General features: G+C 43.0%; 21 protein-coding genes. 10 read left to right on the top strand and 11 right to left on the bottom strand.

Going from position 1 to position 22,701, the window contains the following annotated elements:
• Positions 1–411: 411 nt before the first annotated feature.
• Together AB4513_RS04905 and AB4513_RS04910 are read left to right on the top strand one after the other, a co-directional pair.
• Positions 412–1,386 carry an integron integrase gene (locus tag AB4513_RS04905; protein ID WP_102258320.1) on the top strand — a complete coding sequence of 325 codons (975 nt, stop codon included), beginning with the start codon at positions 412–414 and terminating at the stop codon, positions 1,384–1,386.
• A gap of 177 nt (positions 1,387–1,563) precedes the next feature.
• A complete protein-coding gene (locus tag AB4513_RS04910; protein WP_102258319.1) occupies positions 1,564–2,937 on the top strand; it encodes a cytochrome P450 in 1,374 nt (457 codons plus the stop codon).
• Between the two features lie 56 nt (positions 2,938–2,993).
• On the opposite strand, the gene AB4513_RS04915 is transcribed toward AB4513_RS04910, so the two are convergent.
• Both AB4513_RS04915 and AB4513_RS04920 read right to left on the bottom strand, forming a co-directional pair.
• A complete protein-coding gene (locus AB4513_RS04915) occupies positions 2,994–3,284 on the bottom strand; it encodes a hypothetical protein (protein ID WP_102258318.1) in 291 nt (96 codons plus the stop codon).
• A gap of 131 nt (positions 3,285–3,415) precedes the next feature.
• Complete coding sequence (locus AB4513_RS04920; RefSeq protein WP_029225537.1) at positions 3,416–3,811, bottom strand: DUF3465 domain-containing protein; 396 nt, start codon at positions 3,809–3,811, stop codon at positions 3,416–3,418.
• A 482-nt stretch (positions 3,812–4,293) separates the two neighbouring features.
• Here AB4513_RS04920 and AB4513_RS04925 point away from each other — a divergent pair, with 482 nt between their 5' ends.
• The gene (locus tag AB4513_RS04925; RefSeq protein WP_009847119.1) at positions 4,294–4,485 is read left to right on the top strand and encodes a hypothetical protein; all 192 of its coding nucleotides are present in this window, start codon (positions 4,294–4,296) and stop codon (positions 4,483–4,485) included.
• A gap of 212 nt (positions 4,486–4,697) precedes the next feature.
• Positions 4,698–5,117 carry a BLUF domain-containing protein gene (locus tag AB4513_RS04930; protein WP_017097344.1) on the top strand — a complete coding sequence of 140 codons (420 nt, stop codon included), beginning with the start codon at positions 4,698–4,700 and terminating at the stop codon, positions 5,115–5,117.
• A gap of 93 nt (positions 5,118–5,210) precedes the next feature.
• On the opposite strand, the gene nrdF is transcribed toward AB4513_RS04930, so the two are convergent.
• Genes nrdF through nrdH form a run of 4 tightly spaced genes read right to left on the bottom strand, consistent with a single transcriptional unit; the run spans position 5,211 to position 8,943 of the window.
• Positions 5,211–6,182, bottom strand: coding sequence for a class 1b ribonucleoside-diphosphate reductase subunit beta (gene nrdF, locus AB4513_RS04935; RefSeq protein ID WP_017097343.1), 972 nt, complete (start codon positions 6,180–6,182; stop codon positions 5,211–5,213).
• A 16-nt stretch (positions 6,183–6,198) separates the two neighbouring features.
• Positions 6,199–8,331, bottom strand: coding sequence for a class 1b ribonucleoside-diphosphate reductase subunit alpha (nrdE, locus tag AB4513_RS04940; protein ID WP_102258317.1), 2,133 nt, complete (start codon positions 8,329–8,331; stop codon positions 6,199–6,201).
• A complete protein-coding gene (nrdI, locus tag AB4513_RS04945) occupies positions 8,324–8,722 on the bottom strand; it encodes a class Ib ribonucleoside-diphosphate reductase assembly flavoprotein NrdI (RefSeq protein ID WP_012604288.1) in 399 nt (132 codons plus the stop codon). The genes nrdE and nrdI overlap by 8 nt, the downstream gene beginning before the upstream one ends.
• Positions 8,722–8,943 (bottom strand): glutaredoxin-like protein NrdH, encoded by a 222-nt coding sequence (gene nrdH / locus AB4513_RS04950; RefSeq protein WP_009847124.1) that lies wholly within the window; start codon positions 8,941–8,943, stop codon positions 8,722–8,724. The genes nrdI and nrdH overlap by 1 nt, the downstream gene beginning before the upstream one ends.
• 185 nt (positions 8,944–9,128) lie before the next feature.
• Between nrdH and AB4513_RS04955 the strand changes: the two genes are divergently transcribed.
• The 6 genes from AB4513_RS04955 (at position 9,129) to AB4513_RS04980 (ending at position 14,689) form a co-directional block, all read left to right on the top strand.
• Positions 9,129–9,497 (top strand): iron-sulfur cluster assembly accessory protein, encoded by a 369-nt coding sequence (locus tag AB4513_RS04955; RefSeq protein ID WP_009847125.1) that lies wholly within the window; start codon positions 9,129–9,131, stop codon positions 9,495–9,497.
• A 71-nt stretch (positions 9,498–9,568) separates the two neighbouring features.
• A complete protein-coding gene (gene sufB / locus AB4513_RS04960; protein ID WP_102258322.1) occupies positions 9,569–11,065 on the top strand; it encodes a Fe-S cluster assembly protein SufB in 1,497 nt (498 codons plus the stop codon).
• A gap of 1 nt (position 11,066) precedes the next feature.
• Positions 11,067–11,813, top strand: a complete 747-nt coding sequence (sufC, locus tag AB4513_RS04965) for a Fe-S cluster assembly ATPase SufC (RefSeq protein ID WP_009847127.1) — start codon at positions 11,067–11,069, stop codon at positions 11,811–11,813.
• Positions 11,803–13,059 (top strand): Fe-S cluster assembly protein SufD, encoded by a 1,257-nt coding sequence (gene sufD, locus AB4513_RS04970; protein ID WP_240798327.1) that lies wholly within the window; start codon positions 11,803–11,805, stop codon positions 13,057–13,059. The genes sufC and sufD overlap by 11 nt, the downstream gene beginning before the upstream one ends.
• Entirely contained in the window at positions 13,052–14,284 is a 1,233-nt protein-coding gene (locus AB4513_RS04975) for a SufS family cysteine desulfurase (RefSeq protein WP_102258315.1), read from the top strand. Before sufD ends, AB4513_RS04975 begins: the two co-directional genes overlap by 8 nt.
• Before the next feature lie 3 nt (positions 14,285–14,287).
• Positions 14,288–14,689, top strand: coding sequence for a SufE family protein (locus AB4513_RS04980; RefSeq protein WP_102258314.1), 402 nt, complete (start codon positions 14,288–14,290; stop codon positions 14,687–14,689).
• A 136-nt stretch (positions 14,690–14,825) separates the two neighbouring features.
• Here AB4513_RS04980 and AB4513_RS04985 read toward each other — a convergent pair whose 3' ends face one another.
• The 5 genes from AB4513_RS04985 to AB4513_RS05005 form a co-directional block, all read right to left on the bottom strand.
• Complete coding sequence (locus tag AB4513_RS04985; protein WP_017101414.1) at positions 14,826–16,709, bottom strand: methyl-accepting chemotaxis protein; 1,884 nt, start codon at positions 16,707–16,709, stop codon at positions 14,826–14,828.
• Positions 16,710–17,006: 297 nt separating this feature from the next.
• Positions 17,007–18,578, bottom strand: a complete 1,572-nt coding sequence (locus AB4513_RS04990; RefSeq protein ID WP_009847132.1) for a BCCT family transporter — start codon at positions 18,576–18,578, stop codon at positions 17,007–17,009.
• Between the two features lie 272 nt (positions 18,579–18,850).
• The gene (locus tag AB4513_RS04995) at positions 18,851–20,449 is read right to left on the bottom strand and encodes a BCCT family transporter (RefSeq protein ID WP_012604297.1); all 1,599 of its coding nucleotides are present in this window, start codon (positions 20,447–20,449) and stop codon (positions 18,851–18,853) included.
• 169 nt (positions 20,450–20,618) lie between these two features.
• Entirely contained in the window at positions 20,619–21,257 is a 639-nt protein-coding gene (locus tag AB4513_RS05000; protein ID WP_012604298.1) for a response regulator transcription factor, read from the bottom strand.
• Complete coding sequence (locus AB4513_RS05005; RefSeq protein WP_012604299.1) at positions 21,250–22,605, bottom strand: cache domain-containing protein; 1,356 nt, start codon at positions 22,603–22,605, stop codon at positions 21,250–21,252. The genes AB4513_RS05000 and AB4513_RS05005 overlap by 8 nt, the downstream gene beginning before the upstream one ends.
• Between the last annotated feature and the right edge of the window lie 96 nt (positions 22,606–22,701).

The raw sequence follows: 22,701 nt of genomic DNA on the forward strand, positions 1-22,701 counted from the left end.
AGATCGTAAGTAGTAGATAGGTCTTTAACCCAACGTAAATAGCTTGCATGGGTTTTCGGAGAAAAACGGCGAACCGCCATTTCATCGATAAGTTGTTGTCTTAATAAGGTCATGATGTATTCCTTAATCTATGAATACATCATAAGTTTGGTCTATCAGGTAAGTGAGAGGAAAGCCCTCCGCGAAGCGGCTTAGTTCAACAGCTCTTAGACAGAAAAATTCTGCATTTAAATATAGAATTTTTCTATCTAGTATCTTGATGAAGTTAACCATACCCCGTTTTTATGAAAACTAACAGCAACTTAAGCACTACAAGCATCTGCCTGAATCCCAAAATACAGATTTTTTCTATATAGCATGAATTGATGTGCCAAACTGCAATTCATGTACATATAACCAGTTAAAATTAAAATGCAAAAATCACCATTTCTAGCCTATATACAAGAGTATATGTTGGGGAGACACTATGCTCTTCGTACTACACAGGCGTACATCTATTGGATTCACCAGTACATTCTTTATCATGATAAAAAGCATCCCAGAAGTCTGACGTCGAGGCATGTAGAAGACTTCCTGACGCACTTAGTTGTTGATAGGAAGTCAGCACAGAAAACGCAGAGCCTAGCCCTCAATGCGATAGTCTTTTTATACAAAGAAATCGTTCAGGAACCCATTGAACTTGATATGCAGTTTCGTCGTTCAGACAAATCCCGAAAGTTGCCAACGGTTATGACTCCAGAAGAAATTGGCAGGTTCTTTAACCACTGCTCACCTAACTTCAAATTACCTTACCAATTAATGTATGGGTCAGGCCTACGGTTGATGGAGTGTCTACGCTTACGAATGCAAGACATCGACTATGACTACAAATCAGTGCGAGTGTGGCAAGGAAAAGGAGGAAAGAACCGTATAGTGACAATAGCCCCCGAGCTTTTCCCTTCAATCAAGTTACAACAACAAAAATCCGCAGAATACTATCAGCAAGATATACATGATAAAGCTTTTTCTGGCGTATACCTGCCCGACTCTCTAGCTAAAAAATACCCGAGTGCAGAAAGAAGCTTAAATTGGCAATTTCTTTTTCCTTCTGCTCGTCTGGCACCCGATTTACGAACAGGTGAATTACGCAGGCATCATATTCATCCAACAGCGCTACAAAAACACATTAAGGTCGCTAGCCAAAAAGCCGACATTGAGAAAAACATTTCCTGCCACACTTTAAGGCATTCATTTGCGACGCACCTTCTTCAAAGCGGTGCTGATATTAGAACAGTTCAAGAACAGCTTGGACATACCGATCTAAAAACAACGCAAATATATACCCACATCATAGATAGAGGAGCCAACGGCGTAATTAGTCCACTATCAAAAATATTCGTTAAGTAATTGTCGGGGAATCTCCGGTTCCGAGGTTTCGTAAACTTAGCGGTTAACCACTCACTTACATACCTTTACTTACCAAACCATGAAACTTGCTAAATTAGATGCTGACTTTTACTTATCGCTCTAGCCGTAACTTCAGTATTGTTACGCGCCATCAATGATATACATAAGGAAATGAAAATGAAGCGAATTGAGCAACTACCAATGCCACCCACTTCTGGTGTTTTAGGACATGTGAGCTATTTAAAAAAGTCCAATGTTCATCAGCAAATGTTGTGTTGGATTAAAGAGTACGGTGCTCATTTTCGTTTAAAACTAGGCATGAAAGATGTACTTGTATTGTCTGATGCAGCTCAAATCAAGTCCGTGCTAAAGTCTCGACCTGAGGAGTTTCGCCGCCTAAAGAATATCGAGAGTGTCTTTGATGAAGTCGGTCTTAATGGCGTATTCTCTGCTGAAGAAGAACGTTGGAAGCATCAACGAAAATTAACAGAACCTATGTTTCAGCCGAGTCACCTTAAACATTTTCATCCTCAGTTAAGCGTGATTACAGAGCGCCTAGGAAAGCACTTTGAAATGCTAGCGGAATCAGGAGAAGTGGTCGAACTCGTAACAGAATTTAAAAAATACACGGTTGATGTAACATCTCTGCTAGCGTTCGGGGAAGACTTTAACTCTATAGAACAAACAACTGTGCCACTAAGTAAAAGCTTACAAAACGTATTTCCGGTAATAAATCAACGCTGTAGTTCTCCAATTCCATTGTGGCGTTTTTTCAAAACGAAAAAAGACAAGCTGTTTGATACCAGTTTGGAGGACATTGGGCATTTCGTTTATGGGTGTATTGAAAAACAACGCGCTCGTCTGGTTCACGAACCAGTCCTTAAAGATTCACCAGAGAACATGCTGCAAATCATGTTATTGGAACAAGAACAAGATTCCTCATTAACTGACCAAGATATTATGGCTAATGCGATTACCCTTCTATTAGCGGGTGAAGATACCACAGCGAATACACTGGCATGGATGGCGTTCTTAGTCAGCGGCAATCGCAGTAGTGAGTTGGCCTTACAAGATGAACTTGACGCCCTAGGGAAGAGGAAGGTCTTAGAATGGCCGCTTCCTCGAACACCTTATATGACAGCGGTGATGTATGAAGCGATGCGATTAAAGCCGGTAGCGCCACAACTTTATTTGGAACCCACACGAGACACTCAGATTGGTGACATCGAAGTAAAAAAAGGCACACCTGTTTTTGTAATGCTACACGCGAATGGTTTTGACCCTGATTTATTTGAAGAGCCAACAACGTTTAACCCGAATCGTTGGGTAGAAAAAGATGGCGCTTCCTTCTCTAACCTTCAGCCGTTTGGTGGAGGAGCAAGGCTATGCCCTGGACGCTCATTGGCCATGATGGAAATAAAACTCGCCTTTCATACATTGTTTAAAGAATTCAGCATCGAGCCACAACAAGCCCCTGAAGCTGTGGTTGAACAGTTTGCGTTCACGATGTCTCCTGTTGGGTTTAATGTAAAAATAACCAAGCGAAGTTAGCTTACAAATAGACCTATCGAGAGCCAATGATAAAGCCGAACTATCGGCTTTTTCGTCTATTTCAACTCATCCAACACTTCATAGCATTCAGTGTCTATTTTCAGATAAGTACCTTGATCTAAAGCTATCGTATGAAATTCTGGGTCACCCACATCATTAACCAAATTGACTTCAAGCCAAACTTTGCCAAATTCATCGATATACCAAACTCGCCACAAAAGATTGGACTGTACAAGCAGCTGATAAAACTTATAGGTCATATACAAGTCTGAACCCGCTTTCTGTGATGCTTCAATGAGATCATCAGGAATACTCACGACTTGAACTAAATAATTCACTTCAATCATAAAGCCTCAAATTATTAAATCACTAAAAACCAAGTTACAACAAAACCCAGTGATAGGCACCCTTTCACTACCTATCTCTAACACCCTTCTACGATGCTCTTCAATGGCAGATATGCCATGCCAAGTGTCGTCTATTCGTATATTTTCCCATTATGCTTCAGCCAGCCATGAGCATGGTGATTCCGAGGGTCTTTGTGGGTCCAGTGCATCACGCCACCTTTCTTGTTCCATTCATACTCCCCATAAAATTCAACTCTATCGCCCTTTCTCAATCCCTGAATACGAGGAGCTAAATCAATATTATGTGCCACCAGCAAAGTTTGTCCGCTGTCGAGCCTTAAGATAAACTTCTGATGTCGAGAGCCTTTATTATCGTCTGGAAGTAATCGTGAAACTAAACCCGACCCACGTACTTGAACATCACTTTTGTGATTTTGGTAAGCTTGCTTAAGTCGCGCATCATTGGCCTGAACATGGCTGACACCAAAGCAGAGCAATACCAAAAATAGAGTAATAAACTTTTTCATTCCCTTCACTGCTTTCGTTTCCCTTATTAATTATTTATTTAGGCTACTCACTAAGTATTCATTGCGACAAAAATAGCATAAGTACCGCAACTAACGATTCATTAAAATCAAACTTATTTAATAATTACTCTTGGATTCAAATGCGTAGTACAACACTACTTTGACATTCAACATTTCAATAAAAAGAAGCTTCATTAGGTGACTGACTCTCCACAAATCGATGCGAACCCCTGTGTTTTGTAACCACTTATTACATTGAATTTTTTAAATAAATCCCTACCCAAAAGTATACTGAACGGTGGTCACATTACACAATACTTATCATAGGTAATACGACCATCTACCCTCTTATTCATCACATTTTGGAATGCCAAAATCATTCAATTGAACTCATCAACACAGCTTATTGATTAAGCAATTGAACTCATAACGTAGACCCTGTACGCTTACACTATGCACACGGTTACTTAATGGAGATCACAATGAACGAACTACTGACAAGCGCCATGGAACAGAAACAACGAACAACAGTGACCAGTTTATTCGCAAGGAATGGATTTAAAATCGCAGCCACTGATTTTGATGATGTGACTTTCGAACGTGAAAGCGTATTGGTCAATGTACGATTCGATGCATCTTCCAACGTCGAATCGATTTCGGTTCTCAACGACTAACGAGAGACTCGATGCAAGCAGGTCGCTAGAATGATTGAATGAACAACATTCGGCTCATTTTAGCGCATCTTGCTAGCTGTCCTTTGCTACTTCATCCCCATCCTCTTCTCTTCCAAAAGCCACCGAGTGACAATTAGGCCAATAACTCGCAATTCCATGAGCTTGGCTTATATTTATTAATACCCTTTGAACAAAAATTCGAAATGATGCCTATGTTCCTAACTCGGTTAATTTATGTCAGTACACTTTCCGAATGTTGTGATTCCAAAGCACTGGATGAAATACTCACTATCTCGCGAGACCACAATCGGCAGAGCCATCTAACAGGGCTTCTCAGTCATAATCAAAAGTACTTTCTTCAATGCATTGAAGGTTCTAGGGAGGCGGTAAACCATACCTACAATCACATCCTAAACGATAAGCGGCACGAGAGAGTGACCATACTGTATTTTAAAGAAGTTGATTGTCGAGAGTTTGGAGATTGGTCGATGGGAGACATTCCGCAGTCTAATTTGACTGAACTGTTGAACTTACAATTTTCGACTTCGGATCAATTTAACCCATACGAAATGTCTGGCGAAAGTGCTTATAAAATGCTTTTAGAGTTAAAGCAAAATTTGCCGTCTGAGTGACCGAATTTTCAAACGGCTGGCCTTAGAACGATGATGTCGATTCAGGGGTAAGTAATCCTCTTTCAAGCCCGAGTTCATACTCGGGCTATTCGTTCAAAAATCCCAGTCATCGTCTTCGGTAGCGACAGCTTTACCTATGACATAAGAAGATCCTGAACCAGAAAAGAAGTCATGATTTTCGTCAGCATTGGGCGACAGGGCGGCCATGATAGCAGGGTTAACCTGACAGAGTTCATCAGGGAACAGTGCTTCAAACCCCAAATTCATCAACGCTTTGTTAGCGTTATAATGTAGGAAGTGCTTCACATCTTCAGTTAAGCCAACAGGATCATAAAGCGATTCGGTATATTGTGTTTCGATTTCATAAAGAGAGAACATTAATGAATAAGCTTCATCCTTAACTCTCGCCTGTTCTTCCTCACTAAGAGATTGGTAGGCGAGCTGAAATTTGTATCCAATGTAGTAACCATGAATCGCCTCATCACGAATAATCAGACGGATCAAATCCGCTGTATTGGTCAGTTTAGCCCGACTCGACCAATGCATGGGTAGATAAAACCCAGAATAGAATAAGAAACTCTCTAGAAAAACACTGGCCACTTTTTTCTTTAGCGGATCGCCTTCAGCCAAATAATCATCGAGGACAATCTGTGCTTTTTTCTGTAACAGAGGGTTCTCTTCAGCCCAGCGAAACGCTTCATCAATTTGCGGCGTAGTACACAAAGTTGAGAAGACCGAAGAGTAGCTACGAGCATGAACGGCTTCCATAAAAGCGATGTTAGTTAATACCGCTTCTTCATGAGGTGTTCTCGCATCTTCCATCAAGGCTGGCGCACCCACCGTATTCTGAATCGTGTCGAGTAACGTTAAACCGGTAAAAACTCTAATCGTTAGCGTTTGCTCTTCTTCAGTTAGTTGCTTCCATGTTTGAATATCATTGGATAAAGGTACCTTTTCAGGCAGCCAAAAATTAACCGTCAGGCGATTCCAAATCTCTAGATCTTTGCCATCAATCATACGATTCCAGTTAATCGCTTGAACAGGTCCGGATTCCATCTTTTTCATTGCGTTTATCCCTTTATTACAGTGAGCACGACACGCACCCTTCGACTTGAGTACCTTCTAATGCTTTCTGTCGCATTCGGATGTAGTAAAGCGTTTTAATTTTCTTTTTCCATGCGTAGATCTGAGCTTTGTTGATATCTCTCGTCGTTACCTCATCGTCAAAAAACAAAGTTAATGAAAGGCCTTGATCAACATGTTCAGTGGCCGCTGCATAAACATCGATTATTGCCTTAGGGCCTATGGAAAAAGCGTCACGAAAATACTCTAAATTGGAGTTATTCAAATACGGCGCAGGGAAGTAAACTCGCCCAATTTTACCCTCTTTTCTTATCTCCACTTTAGCGGTAACGGGATGAATAGAAGCGGTAGAGTCGTTGATATAGCTAATTGAGCCTGTAGGAGGAATGGCCTGTAAGTATCGGTTGTATAGCCCTGAGCTCATGACGAGTTGTTTCAATTCGTTCCACTCAGACACGGTGGGTATTCGTATATCTAAACGGCTAAAGAGATCTTGGACCACGTCCAATTTTGGCGAGAAATCCTGCTGCAAATATTTGTCGAAGAAAGACCCATCACTGTAACTAGAATCTTCGAACCCTTTGAACGTACTCTTTTTCTCTTGTGCCAACTTATTGGAAGCCACGAGACAGTGATATAAAACACAGGCAAAATAACTGCTGGTGAAATCAATGGCCTCTGGTGAATCATAGTGAATGCGTTCTCTAGCCAAAAACCCATGCAAGTTCATCTGACCTAAACCAATAGCATGACTTTCATCGTTGCCCTTTCTTATCGAAGGAACACTGTTGATTGCGCTCATCTCTGACACTGCATTTAATGCTCGAATTGCGGTGTCAACGGTTTGAGATAGTCGACCTCCATCCAAGGCTTTAGCAATATTGATCGAGCCTAAATTGCACGAAATATCTCGCCCGACATGACTATAGTTCAAGTCGTCATCATAATTTGACGCCTCGTTGACCTGCAATATTTCAGAACACAAGTTAGACATATTTACACGCCCCTGAATGGGGTTAGCCTGATTAACCGTATCTTCGAACATAATGTATGGATAGCCCGACTCAAATTGGATCTCGGCAAGCGTTTGGAAAAGCCCTCTTGCACTCATTTTCCCTTTGCGGATCCTCGGGTCATCCACCATTTCATGGTACTTCTCCGTCACGCAAATTTCAGAGAAAGGTACGCCATACACTCGCTCAACATCATGAGGAGAAAACAAGTACATATCTTTGTTTTGCTTGGCTAATTCCAGAGTAATATCGGGAATGACAACACCAAGGCTCAAGGTCTTAATTCTGATTTTTTCATCGGCATTTTCTCTTTTCGTATCAAGAAATTGCATGATGTCTGGATGGTGAACATTAAGATAGACAGCACCCGCGCCTTGCCTAGACCCCAATTGGTTTGCATACGAGAAACTGTCTTCAAGCAATTTCATCACAGGGACGACACCTGAACTTTGATTTAAGATCCCCTTAATGGGCGCACCTTGCTCTCTTAAGTTCGTCAGAAGTAAAGCAACACCACCGCCACGACGTGAGAGTTGCAACGATGAGTTAATCGCACGACCGATGCTCTCCATATTGTCTTCGATTCTCAACAAAAAGCAGGAGATCAATTCACCACGGCTCTTTTTACCGGAGTTAATAAAAGTGGGCGTAGCCGGTTGAAAGCGTTGATGAATGATTTCTTCCATTAGTGCCAGTGCAAATTCACAGTCACCACGAGCCAGTAACAGCGCAGTCATAACCACTCGGTCTTCGAACCTTTCTAAATATCGCTTACCATCACGAGTTTTCAGTGCATAGGAAGTAAAAAACTTATAAGCACCTAAGAACGTGCGGAATCGAAATTTGGCTTGATAGGCGTTTGCCCAGATTTGATGAAGAAAACTGCGATCATATTGCTCAATAACTTGAGCCTCGTAATACCCCTCTCTAAGCAAATAGTCGATCTTCTCGTCTAAATTATGAAAGAAAACGGTATTTTGATTAACGTGTTGTAAGAAAAACTGTCGAGCCGCTTGCTTGTCTGCCTCAAACTGAATCGTCCCTTGTTCATCAAGTAGATTCAACATTGCGTTTAAAGCATGGTAGTCAAGGGACTCGTTCTCAAAGTGGTTATCCATGATGTTTCCAAAATTGTTCTAACCCATTTGTCACGATATCAATATCGCTCTGGGTTCCAGATAGTTCGAAACGATACAACAGCGGCACATTGCATTTTTCAGCGACAATGGCACCTCCGCGAGCAAAAAGAGCTCCAAAGTTTCGATTTCCCGATGCAATCACACCTTTAATCAATGCTCGATTATTCGGGTTATTCAATAGACTTATAACGGAGTTAGGCACAGCTCCTCGCCCCTCACCATCGGCATAAGTCGGGCATATAAGTACGAATGGTTGCTCAATCTCTAGCGCCCTTTCATTGGCCTCAGTAGGAAGCCTAATCGCAGGTAATCCTAGCTGTTCGACAAATCGCTTCGTATTCCCGGAAGCGCTAGAGTAATAAACAATCATTAACCCAACGCGCTGATCATGTCAGGTCTAAAACCGGACCAATGGCGGTCATTGGCGACAACCACGGGAGCTTGTCGATAACCCATTGATTGAACCCTTTCCATTGCGATTTCGTCGCACGTTAAATCAACAACTGTATGCTCAATACCTTTGCTCTGTAACGCCTTAACCGTTGCTGTGCATTGCACACACTGTGGCTTGGAATAAACGATGACATCCATATTATACAACCTCAACCAAATCTTAATGATAATCATTATTAATATATATTGGCACATATAGTATTTGGGATTTATGTTTTGTCAACATATTGATCCTCGACCTAAAGACCATAGACAATACATGGTTGATATGCAAATGATAATCAATATCATCTATTGTCACCAGTCAAATATGGAGCAGTAAGGTGAGTATTTCGAGTTCCGGTTCTAATGACATATCCATACATGATATGGAGTGGCAAGGCGTCACGTTAAGTGAAAGTGCCGCAAACAGAATTTCCCAGTTATCACATGGACAAAAGCACTTCCACCTCACGGTTAAGTCCTCTGGCTGTACAGGGTTTGCATATGAAGTAGCACTGATCGATTCGCCATCCGATGACGACATCAAGTACGAATCACATGACGTCATTTTCTATATTGCACTCAAAGCCCTACCTATGATCGATGGCACAGAGATCGACTTTGTGCGTCAGGGTTTAAACAGTAATTTTGTATACAATAATCCCAAAGTGAAGAACCTTTGTGGATGTGGCGAGAGTTTTGGAGTTTAACCATGTGCGCATTAGAAACGCAGTCTGAAGCTAAAACGCTACTTGACGTTGAAACGCAAACAAAAATTGAAATGCGACCAGACGCTGAAACGCGACCTGAAATTGACACGCAGCCTGAAGTTACAGAGTTACTGCACAGCAGTCACTATCGTGAAGGTTTCTACACTGAGTTATCTTCAGATACTTTGTCGAAGGGAATCAACGAACAAGTCGTTCGAGCAATCTCCAAAAAACGTAACGAACCCGAATGGATGTTGGAGTTTCGTCTCAAAGCATTCCGTAAATGGCGAACGATGGAGGAACCGCATTGGTTAAAAGCCGATTATCCAGACCTAAATTACCAAGATTACAGTTACTACTCCGCGCCAAGTTGTTCTAGCTGCGACAAAGATAGTTGTGATAAAGATAGTGGTGATGGCTCGAATGAATTTTTAACCGAAGAAGTCGAGACAGCCTTTGAAACACTGGGGATTCCAGTTAGAGAAGGTTCAGAAATTGCTGTCGATGCAATCTTCGATTCAGTTTCCGTCACCACTACCTATCAAAACGAACTGAAAGAACTCGGGATCATCTTCTGTTCATTCAGCGAAGCTATCCAAGAATACCCTGAACTTGTGCAGCAATACTTAGGCACCGTTGTTCCACCTGAAGATAACTTCTTTGCGGCTTTGAATGCCTCTGTTGCCTCTGACGGCACTTTTGTTTACATCCCGAAAGGTGTGAGATGCCCAAGAGAACTCTCTACCTACTTTCGAATAAACCAAGCAAAAACAGGCCAGTTTGAAAGAACAATTTTAGTGGCTGATGAGGACTCATACGTCAGCTACATTGAAGGTTGCTCTGCCCCGATGAGAGATACCTATCAGCTTCACGCCGCCGTCGTAGAAGTCGTCATTCACAAGCGTGCTGAAGTTAAATATTCCACAGTGCAAAACTGGTTCTCAGGAGCAGAGGATTCACAAGGCGGCATACTCAACTTTGTAACCAAACGTGCGGTTTGCGAAGGCGAGTACAGCAAAATGTCTTGGACTCAATCAGAAACAGGTTCAGCGATAACGTGGAAGTACCCAAGCGTAATTCTCAAAGGAGACTACTCTGTTGGTGAGTTTTTCTCCGTCGCTCTAACAAATGGCGTTCAACAGGCCGATACCGGCACCAAGATGGTTCATATAGGAAAACACTCTCGCTCTACCATCATTTCAAAAGGGATTTCAGCAGGCAAAAGCCAGAACAGTTACCGAGGGCTGGTTAAAGTCACCCCTAACGCAGAAGGTGCGAGAAACTTCACTCAGTGCGATTCAATGTTAATCGGCGCTGAATGTGGGGCTCACACTTTTCCTTATATCGAAGTCAAAAACCCGTCGGCTCACGTTGAACACGAAGCGACGACCTCTCGAATTGGCCAAGATCAACTGTTTTACTGCACCCAAAGAGGGATCAGTGAAGACAACGCCATATCCATGATCGTCAATGGTTTTTGTAAAGACGTATTTTCAGAATTACCACTCGAATTCGCTGTTGAAGCGCAGAAACTTCTATCAATCAGCCTCGAGCATAGTGTGGGATAAAATGTTAGAAATTAAAAATTTACATGTCAGCGTTGAAGAAAATACTATCCTAAAAGGTATTAACCTAACTGTTAAACCTGGTGAAGTTCACGCAATTATGGGACCGAATGGGTCGGGAAAAAGTACCCTATCCGCCACACTGGCAGGCAAGGATGATTACGAGGTCGTCAGTGGTGAGATTGTTTTCAAAGGTCAAGATCTTACAGAGCTAGATCCAGAGGAAAGAGCCGGTGAAGGGGTATTTTTAGCCTTTCAGTACCCTGTCGAAATTCCAGGTGTCAGTAACAAACTCTTTCTAAATACAGCTCTCAACGAGGTTCGTGAATATCGAGGCTTAGAACCAATCGATCGTTTTGACTTTGAAGATCTATTGGAAGAAAAAGCGCAATTGTTGAAGATGCCGGCAAATTTACTCCAACGCTCTGTCAATGAGGGATTCTCTGGTGGAGAGAAAAAGCGCAATGACATTCTACAAATGGCGGTGCTCTCACCTGATCTTTGTATACTAGACGAGACCGACTCAGGTCTAGATATTGATGCCCTTAAAGCCGTCTCTGAAGGTGTAAACGCGCTGCAGAATGAGCAACGAGCTTTCATTTTGGTCACGCACTATCAACGTATCCTCAATTACATCAAACCAGATTTCGTGCACGTGTTGTACCAAGGAAAGATTGTAAAATCTGGTGACCACACGTTAGCTCAAGAATTAGAAGAGAAAGGCTATGGGTGGATCATTGATGAACAATAAACATTCATTGCTTGATTCATTTGAAACCCTTGTTCGACCGCATGAGTGGCAAAAAAAACAATGGTCTAAATTGCTTGGGGTTGAGTTACCGTCCCCTCAACATGAGGACTGGAAATACACGCCTCTTGACCGATTAAACGAACTAGAGCTAAGCAGCGCACCACAGCAGTCGACAGCTAACACGCCATACAACAAATTCAGTTTAGACATTGATGCTTATCGATTAGTCTTCGTCGACGGCTTCTTTTTAGCTCGATACTCCGACTGGATTCCAAAAGTTCGAGTGACTCCCACCTGCGCGCTCTCTCCAATTGAAATCGATGAGCTATCTCGTTCAATAAAGCCAGACGCTTTTACCTATATTACTGATGCTACCGCTTCAAGTGGCATATTAATCGAGGTCGAAGCGAATACGCAGGTATCGAAACCTATTCATCTTCTGCATATCAATTCCGGAAAACAAGGTGATGTATCAAGCTACAGAAGCCATATTGAAGTCGCAGATCATGCGGAAGTCACCGTCATCGAACACCATGTTTCACAAGGTAGTGGTAGAGGCGTAACATTATCTCGCTTAACACAACACGTTGGTTGTGGTGCTCACTATCATCACACTAAAATTGTCGAAGAGGCCTTAAGTCAACATCACTTCGGTCATAACGATTTGGTGATTAATGCGCATGCTAGCGCCTACTCTTGTTGCTTGCTCTACTCCGGCCAATTGATACGACATCAAGTAAGTTCAGAACTGACTGGCGAACAAGGTTTTGTCGCTATGGACAGTATTTCCCTACCTCAAGGTGAGGCAGTTTTTGATACTCGCACCTATTTGAAACACAACTCTCCCCACTGCCAAAGTGAACAAAATCATAAAACCATCGCTCGAAACCAATCTAAGTCTGTTTTCGACGGCATGATCTATGTTGACCCTACCGCGCAAAAAACAGACGGGCAAATGGACACCCACAGTCTGATTTTAGGCGATGAAGCCCAAGTAAACTCTAAACCTCAATTAGAGATTTATGCCGATGATGTCAAATGCAGCCATGGTGCAACAACAGGGCAAATCGACCCAAACCAAATCAACTACTTACGCTCTAGAGGTATCCCAAAAGAACGAGCCGAGCACATGATTACCTCTGCGTTTGTCATTGGCGTTACCGAGAGAATTAAACACCCCGCCCTAAGACAATCTGCGATAGATAAAATCAATGCGTCACTCAATAAAGGATGTCCTAATGATTGATTCGAGCGAAAAGACAAGCCCTTGGTTTAACGACTTCCCAGCTCTAAGAACTCAAGTTTACGACAAGCCTTTGGTCTATTTAGACAGTGCTGCAACGGCCCAAACCCCTCAAATCGTTATCGACCGCATGACTCAGTTTTATCAACATGATTATGCGAGTGTTCATCGCGGTGTCCATTACCTAAGCTCTAAAGCAACCGAAGAAATGGAACAAGTAAGAGAAAAACTTGCTCAGTTCATTTCAGCTAAATCCCGAGAAAGTATTGTGTTCACCAAAGGGACGACAGAGGCCATCAATCTCGTTGCGAATAGCTATTTGCGCCCTAGGTTAAAAGCGGGTGACGAAATCATCGTGACGGAAATGGAGCATCACGCCAACCTTGTTCCTTGGCAGATGCTTTCTGAAATTTATAATGTCAACATTCGTGTTTGGCCAATGGCAAAAAATGGCTATTTGAATCTCAACGACCTTGTGTCGTTAATGAATACAAAGACAAAACTGCTGGCAATTAGCCACGTATCGAATGTTCTAGGCCGCGTAAACCCAATTAAAACGATAGTCAAAGCAGCACATAAAGCAAAAGTCCCCGTGTTAGTCGACGGTGCTCAAGCTGTCATGCACGATGAAGTCAATGTGACGGACCTCGATTGTGATTTCTACGCCTTCTCTGGGCACAAATTGTATGGCCCGACAGGCATCGGCGTGCTTTATGCAAAAAAAACACACCTCGACAACATGGTGCCATGGGAAGGCGGCGGAGCCATGATCGATCAAGTGACCCTGCCTTTGGGAACCTCGTTTGGCCAAGCGCCATGGAAGTTCGAAGCAGGTACTCCGAATATTGCCGGCATTTTAGGTTTAGGCGCCGCTCTAGACTACATTGAAGCTATCGGCTTCAAAGAGATCTCTGGCTATGAAAAAAATATAATGAATTATTTGGTGGAGAGCATTAGACAGGTACCAGCAATAGAGCTCTATGGCGACGATGATAACCGCACCGGCGTTTTGGCCTTTAATATGAAAAACCAACACTCTTTTGATGTCGGTTCATTCTTAGATAGGTATGGTATTGCGATTCGTACCGGGCATCTCTGCGCAATGCCCCTTTTAAAACGACTCGGTCAAAACTCGCTGTGTCGCGCATCGATTGGCATGTATACAAGGCCCAAAGACATAGACGCCTTGTGCCAGTCACTAAAACGAATCCACCAACTATTAAGGTAATTTATGTCCCCTGAAAAGCTCCAGAGAAACTTCGAGCGATGCGTTGATTGGGAAGAACGTTATATGTATTTGATAGAATTGGGAGACCGGTTAGAGCCCTTCCCTATGGAAAAGATGAATAAAACACATCTTATCGCAGGCTGCCAAAGTAACGTATGGCTAGATCTTTACATCGGTCAACAGAATAAAATGTCGATACAAGCGACCAGCGATTCTTCATTAGTTAAAGGTTTGCTGGCGTTGGTGTTGATCGCCTATAACAACCAACAACCCGCGAGCGTTCTAGAATTCGATATTAAAGACTGGTTCCGCCAGTTAGATTTAAAATCTCAGCTTAGCGCCAGTCGGAGTCAAGGTTTAGAAGCCATAATAAAACATATTCGGTGTCACGCTCGGGCTGTTTAACCTTCAATAAACAATAGCCCAGCATGATTAGATCACGACATTTTGCTTCTTCTAAAAAGCGAACATAAAAAAGCCCCAACCTAAGTTGGGGCTTCGTTCTATCTATCTATCTATCTATCTATCTATCTATCTATAATTACAGCTTAAAACGGCTGATTTCATTTTCTAGTTCATTAGACAGTTCAGAAAGCTGAGCAGCTTGTTCTGCAGCTTGGTGCGCTTCACCTGCTAGCTCGTTAGATACGTCACGGATTCCTTCAGTGTTACGAGTAATCTCAGACGTTACTGACGCTTGCTCTTCTGCAGCAGAAGCGATTTGAGTCGCCATATCACTGATACGTTCAACAGCAGCATGAATTTGCGTTAAGCTAGCGGCCGCTGAGTTTGAGTCATCAACACTGGTTTCAGCAAGCGTTCGGCTATCGTTCATGATACTTACCGCTTTGCCCGTTGTACCTTGCAGTAATTCAATCGTTTGTTGAATTTCTTGAGTTGAACCGTGTGTACGTTGGCTCAAAACTCTCACTTCATCAGCAACAACCGCAAAACCGCGACCTTGTTCGCCAGCACGGGCAGCTTCAATCGCTGCGTTAAGTGCAAGTAAGTTAGTTTGTTCAGCAATGCCTTGGATATTGGACAAGATAGCGTTGATGCTATTGCCGTGCTCTTCAAGCTCAAGAATCACGTTCGTTGCAACTTGAACTTCTTGTGCAAGGTTTTGGATTGAGCTTTGAGTCTGTGTAACTTGACCCGTACCGTGCTCACACGCGCCAACAGCTTCAGATGAATTCTGTGCAGTTTGATCAGCATTACCCGCAATCTCTTGTGTTGCTGCAGCCATTTCGTTCACGGCTGTTGCTACCATATTGATTTCGTCTTGTTGCATCTGAATGCGAGCACTACGCTCTTCAGCTTGAGAAGCCGTTTGACGTGCTTGGTTACCTAGCGCAGCAGATACTTCGCTTAGCTTGATCACCATGGTGTGCATGTTGCCTACAAAACGGTTGAAGTTTTCAGCAAGCTTACCAATTTCGTCATCGCTCTTAGGCTCAAGACGTTGTGTAAGGTCGCCCTCACCTGAAGCAATTTCTTCAAGTGCCGCTGAAACACGGTTCAAATCACGGAATAGGAAGCTCACTAACCAGGACACTAATACGATTACGATTAACGTAATAATGACCGCCGTTGTGATCAACTGAGTAAGTAGTGTTGAGTGATTCGCTTCTTCTGTTGCTTTGTCCATCTGAACTGCAAAAATCCAGTTCGTATTAGGCACATTAGTGAAGTAAAGAAGCTTCTCAGCACCGCGCTCTTTGATGATCTCGATGCTACCCGTACGCACTGCGTTTTCGATGATAGGCATAGAAATGTCGTTTGAAAGCTGGCTTACAGGCTTAAGGCTCAGTGCTGAGTCTGGGTGTGCTAGGAATGTGCCGTCAGAGGCATCAATGAGCATTGCGTAAGCGTTGTCACCAACATCTAAGCTGATAACATCGTTGACTAGTTGATCAATAAGTACATCCGCACCAACAACACCAACAAGCTTACCGTTATGACGAACAGGTTCAGCAATCGTAACTAGAAGCGCTTGGGTAATCGCATCTTGATAAGCGGTTGTAATAATTTGCTTACCGGCTGCGTTTGCTTCCTGGTACCAAGGGCGTTGACGAGGATCGTAACCGGCGCGATTACGTTCAGGATGTGAACGGTACATTCCGCCTTCTGGAGTACCTAAAAAGATATCGTCAAAGCCACCCGCTACACGAGCTTGCTTAAGGAAAGGAACAACATCATCCTCTCGTGAAAAGTCATTAAATGCTGATGCGATATCGGTGCGGATATCAATCCAGTTTTTAATACCTTCAGATGCTGCTTCTGATACGCTTTCAGCTCGCAGGTATACGCCGTTACGAGTCTGTTCAAATAATTGGTTTGCTGATAACCAAGTTAACGCTGTTGCCATAACGACAACAGCAGATAGGCTAGCACCTATTAACTTCTGCTTAAGTGTTAGTTTCATGTCAAAGTTTCACGAGTAGTGGATAATCTAGCGAATACTACCCAATTTAAGCAAACGATTCGAGCTATTTCACAGTTTTACATCACATTATATTTGCAATAAAACCAAAAACTTAGCTTTCGCCAATTACTTGACTTTTCGCCAAATTCAAGGCGCCATTTCAACGACGATTTCTACGATATATACAGTTTTACAGGCTGTAAAATGGATAAAAAAAGGCAGGAGAGTTTCCTCTTCTGCCTTTTGTTTTACTTTGTATTCGACATCAAAAAGATGAAAAATCGAATAGTACGTAGTCTATCTTTTCTCTGTTCGCATACCCATTAGTAGGCTCACACACATCAACAATAGAATGATGGTGAATGGCAATGCTGTTGAGATTGCACCCGCTTGCAGAGCTTGAACGGCTTCAGTACCGCCAACCCACAATAGAGCTACTGCAATCGCACCTTCAAGGAACGCCCAGAATACGCGTTGAGGCACTGGCGTATCAACTTTACCACCAGCGGTAATACTGTCGATGACTAAAGAGCCCGAGTCAGACGATGTAATAAAGAATACGAGAACCAATACAACCGCAATGATTGAAAGCAGAGTACCAAACGGCAATACATCAAACATTTGGAACATTGCCAGTGATACATCAGTTAAGCCATTTTGACCTAGGGTACCAACCTTATTCACGATTTGATCAATTGCCATACCACCAAACACTGACATCCAAATGATAGTCACTGTCGTTGGAACAATCAGTACCGCTGTAATGAACTCACGAACAGTACGACCTTTAGAAACACGCGCGATAAACATACCGACAAATGGAGACCATGAGATCCACCAGGCCCAGTAGAATACAGTCCAACCATGTAACCAAGCTTCATCTTCACGACCGTGAGGGTTGCTCAACGGAATGATGTTCTCGATGTATGCCATCAATGTTGTAGGGATTGAACCTAGAGTCACTGCGTAGCCGATTAGAGCTACTAGGATAAGCAGTAGGAAAGCAACCAACATGTTGATGTTACTGATCACTTTAACGCCACCATCAATACCACGAAGTACGGATACGACCGCTAGCAAAGTTACTACGGTAATAACAATGACTTGTAACCCTAAGCCTGCCTCAATGCCGAATACATGCTGAATACCACTTGCCGCTTGTTGCGCACCAAGGCCAAGCGATGTCGCCAAACCAAACAGGGTTGCAAGTACAGCAAGAATATCAACGATGTGACCAGCCCAGCCCCACGCTCTATCACCTAAAATTGGGTAGAAGATAGAACGAATTGAAAGCGGTAATCCCTTGTTGTAAGAGAAGAAAGCCAGTGAAAGCGCCACAACACCATAAATAGCCCAAGGGTGAAGCCCCCAGTGATACATGGTTGCACCGAGTGCTAGTTTTGCAGCTTCTGGGGTATTTGCCTCTACGCCAAGTGGCGTTTCATACCAACCTGTGTAGTAAGCCGCAGGTTCTGCAACACTCCAGAACATCAAGCCAATACCCATACCTGCAGCAAATAGCATCGATAACCAAGACATGAATGAGTAATCTGCCGTTGCATCAACACCACCAAGGCGGATTTTACCAAACGGAGAAACAATCAAGCCTAAGCAAAAAATAACGAAAATATTGCCGGACCAAATGAACAACCAATCAAATGAATTGATAATTTGCCATTTAACACCATCCAATGCTGACTTTGCTGAAGCGGTATCTGTAAGCAGCACACCGATCAAGAACAAAGTGATGAGTCCCGCACTGATACCAAACACTGGGTTATGAACGTCAAAACCCCATTTTTGGACGTTATCTTGACCAACAGTGTAATCCGTACTGTCGATACTGTATTTATCTATACCTTTAGTCATTATTCCTCTCTACGGAATACTTATAAGGTCTGTTGACCTCATATCCCTAACTTTCCTGTGACTGAATCACAAACTCGAACATACGATCCAAGTAGTACAAGCTGTTGTCACGATAATTCAAATACTTGGATGTCTGAAGTTTAGCAGGTTAACTTATTGTTTTCAGTAAACTAGAATCAGTTCGATGGATTTTCAAACAAAATATAGGTAATCACTTATATTTGCGGCGAAAAAAAGGCCGACTAAGTCGGCCTCTATTTGAAAAAATACTTTTAGCTCAAAGCACTTTGCTGCTTAACCAATTGATTCTCTGTACGTAAACCAAGAAACAAACTTAGGCACATAAGCAATAATATGAAGGCAAATGGTAGTGCCATTGAGACTGTTCCAGCTTGTAATGCCTGAATAGATTCAGTACCACCAACCCACAGTAGAACCGCCGCAATCGCACCGCCCATCAATGCCCAAAATACACGCTGTGGAACAGGTGCATCGACTTTACCGCCAGAAGTAATGCTATCAATAACCAATGAACCTGAGTCTGATGAAGTGATGAAGAACACCATAATCAAACCAATCGATACCACTGAAAGCACTGAGCTCATTGGCAGCGCATCATAAGTGTGGAATAGAGAAAGTGTAATATCTTGCAGACCGTTTATACCAATCTCACCCACTTTATTCGCCACCTGGTCAATCGCAATACCACCGAAAATAGCCATCCAAATGATAATGACAGACGTCGGGATAAATAAGACTGCAACGATAAATTCACGAATTGTACGACCTTTAGAGATACGAGCGATGAACATGCCTACGAATGGTGACCATGAAATCCACCAAGCCCAGTAAAATACCGTCCAACCTTGCATCCATGTTTCATCATCACGACCATGAGGGTTGCTAAGAGGAATAAAGTTCTCAATGTAGCCCATTAGCGCGGTTGGTATCGCCTTAATACCCGCCATGCCACCCGCGATAGTTACGAAGATCAGCAAGCCTAATGCAACAACCATGTTGACGTTGCTTAGAACCTTAACACCACCGTTAATACCGCGAATCACCGACATTGTTGCCAACAGTGTTACCACTGCAATAACAATAAGCTGCATACCAATACCGCCATCGGTACCAAATACATGGTTAATACCGCTTGCGGCTTGCTGTGCACCTAGGCCAAGTGATGTTGCAAGGCCAAACAATGTTGCAAGTACTGCGACAATATCAACGATATGACCAAACCACCCCCAAGTTCTGTCACCGAGTAGCGGGTAAAAGATTGAGCGAATAGAAAGCGGTAATCCTTTATTGAAAGTAAAGAAGGCAAGAGACAAAGCAACAACGGCGTAGATTGCCCAACCGTGCAAGCCCCAGTTGTAGATGGTTGCACCGAGTGCCAACTTAGCCGCTTCAGGAGAATACGCTTCAACACCGAGCGGTGTTTCATACCAACCGGTAAAGTAAGCAACGGGCTCTGCCACACCCCAGAACATGAGGCCAATACCCATACCTGCAGCAAATAGCATCGACATCCATGATAGATTAGAGTGCTCTGCTTTAGCATCATCGCCACCTATACGTATCTTTCCGTAAGGGGAGATAATGAGGACAAAACAGAAAAATACGAAAAGGTTCGCAGCCCACATAAAGAAACCATCGAAGTTACCGATGACTTTCCACTTAACGCCATCAAGTGCCGCTTTAGCTGTTTCAGGTTCTGCAACCAAAAGCGCAATCAGGAAAGCAATTATCGCCCCAGCGCTGATTCCAAATACAGGGTTATGAACATCAAAACCCCATTTCTGAACATTATCTTGTCCTACGGTATAATCAGTATTATCAATACTATACCTATCCTTTACAGGCTCCATGCATCCTCTCTAATTAGTAGCGCACAATTTGCAACATTGCATTTGGCACTTAAATTTCGAAAGGAAGAATAACAACTCGTCGCAAAAATACTAAAAAAACCATCAAAAAACGGGTGTAAACGGCACATTTGGTAATTAAATTACACATTCACTGTAATTTAGCGTAACATCACTCAACAAGCCCAGAGCTAACAGCATACTTGGCAAGCTCTGCCGTAGAGTGAATGTCGAGCTTATGCTTGATATTTTGTCTATGGGTTTCAACCGTTCGGTAACTGATATTTAATCCCTTCGCGATCTCTTTACTGCTCTCCCCTTTAGCCACTAATTTCAACACAGCTTCCTCACGCCTACTCAATGGGTTCTTCACAGATTGTGTGGGAGTAATAGGCTGAGTAAACAAGTTCTGAGTCACTTTTTCACAGAAATAGGTTGAGCCTTGATTGACCGTCTTGATTGCCTGCACCATTTTTTCAGCCGAAATTTCTTTCAACATATAGCCGACAGCACCCGATTGCATCACCTTCATGATGTATTCACGGTTGTTATGCATGGTCAGCATCAGCACCTTAGCTTGAGGATCTTCCTCTTTAATCAGGTGAGTGGCATCAATACCATTCATGATAGGCATGCTGATATCCATCAACACCACATCAGGGCGCAAGTCTTTAACCACTTCAACGGCTTCTAATCCATTGCTGGCTGTACCTATCACGCTAATATCAGGCTCGAGTTCTAATCTCGCCATAAAGCCATCCAGTACCACTTGGTGATCATCTGCAATCACAACTCGAATAACTTCACTCATTCACTAATCCCTCTAGTGTCAGTAACACTGTAATTTCCGTTCCAAAGCCAACCTCACTCATCAATTCAAAGTCACCACCGATGAACTCCACCCGTTCTCTCATGTTACGTAACCCAATACCTCGCTTTTCCATTGCTTTATAGGTATTGAAACCGACTCCATCGTCTTGGATGAGCAACTGCAACACATTTCCAATTTGCTGTGCGATAACCGTTACTTTGGTCGCTTGTGCGTGTTTCTCTATATTATTCAGTGACTCTTGCACCACTCGATATAAAGTCGTCGCAGCTTCTGATTTCAACTTTCCCGGCTGCGTATTAAACAAGGTTTCCACTTCAATGCTCGAGTGCGCCTGAAAGTCTAATAACAGCGAAGACAACGCCGCTTCTAAGCCGATATCATCCAATGAACTTGGTCGAAGTTGATGCGAAATATGCCTCACCTCTTCGATTGCCCGCATCAGTGAATGCTGAGACTTATTCAAATGCACTTTAAGGTCTTCGCTTTGTAGCTTATTACCGAGCAGTTCTAAGTGACAGCGACTCGACACTAATAACTGGTTAATACCATCATGCAACTCACGCGCTAGATGCTTCTTTTCGTCCTCTTGAAACATCACCGTCTTATGAGCTAGTTCCTTCAAGTTGTTATCCGCTATCCGATGTTCATGCATGTTAATGGCCAACGTCAGTACAATGATGACCGCGACCGTCACACTCAGAATCACCACAATCGAAAAGAACGTGGTTTCAATATTCTTGTTAATTGCGGCCTGCATCGAGGCCACTTCTTGATGCACATCCTCAATATACAAGCCGGTGCCAATCATCCAGTCCCAGCGCTCTAACCAAGCGGCGTAACTCAGCTTCGATACCACCTCACCTGTCGAAGGTTTTTGCCACAAATATTGGTGAAATCCTCCGCCTGTTTGTGCTTCTCTTAACAAGGCTTCTATCAGAAAGTCGCCATCTTCATCTTGCAGTTGAAGTAAGTTTTGCCCTATCAACTCTGGCTGGATTGGATGAACCAAATTGGTTCCGTGGCGATCATACGCAAAGAAGTAACCGTCAGAGCCATACCTTAGTTTAGACAATATGGTTCGAACTTCTCTTTTGGCTTGTGCTTCTTGGATATCGGGATCGTTGTAGATATGTTCGATGGCATCAAATGCGAGATCAACAGTGTCTTTGAGGGCGTTTTCACGCGACTTAATTAAGCTGTCTCGGAAGATTTCGACCTCTTTCTCACCCAACGTCTTAGTTTGGTGTAACGAGATCCAACTAATGCTCGCCGTTACAATCAGCAACGGGAGTAGCGTCAGCAAAATCAGCTTAACTTTTAGAGGCATTCCTTTTCCTCACAAAAAACGGCTTATTGAACATCAATAAGCCGTTTTACTTTATCAATTTATGGATAGCCGTTGAAACATATCATTCACATTCTA

The organism is Vibrio sp. 10N.222.54.E6, assembly GCF_041473955.1.
In the GTDB taxonomy this organism is placed as follows: domain Bacteria; phylum Pseudomonadota; class Gammaproteobacteria; order Enterobacterales; family Vibrionaceae; genus Vibrio; species Vibrio tasmaniensis_A.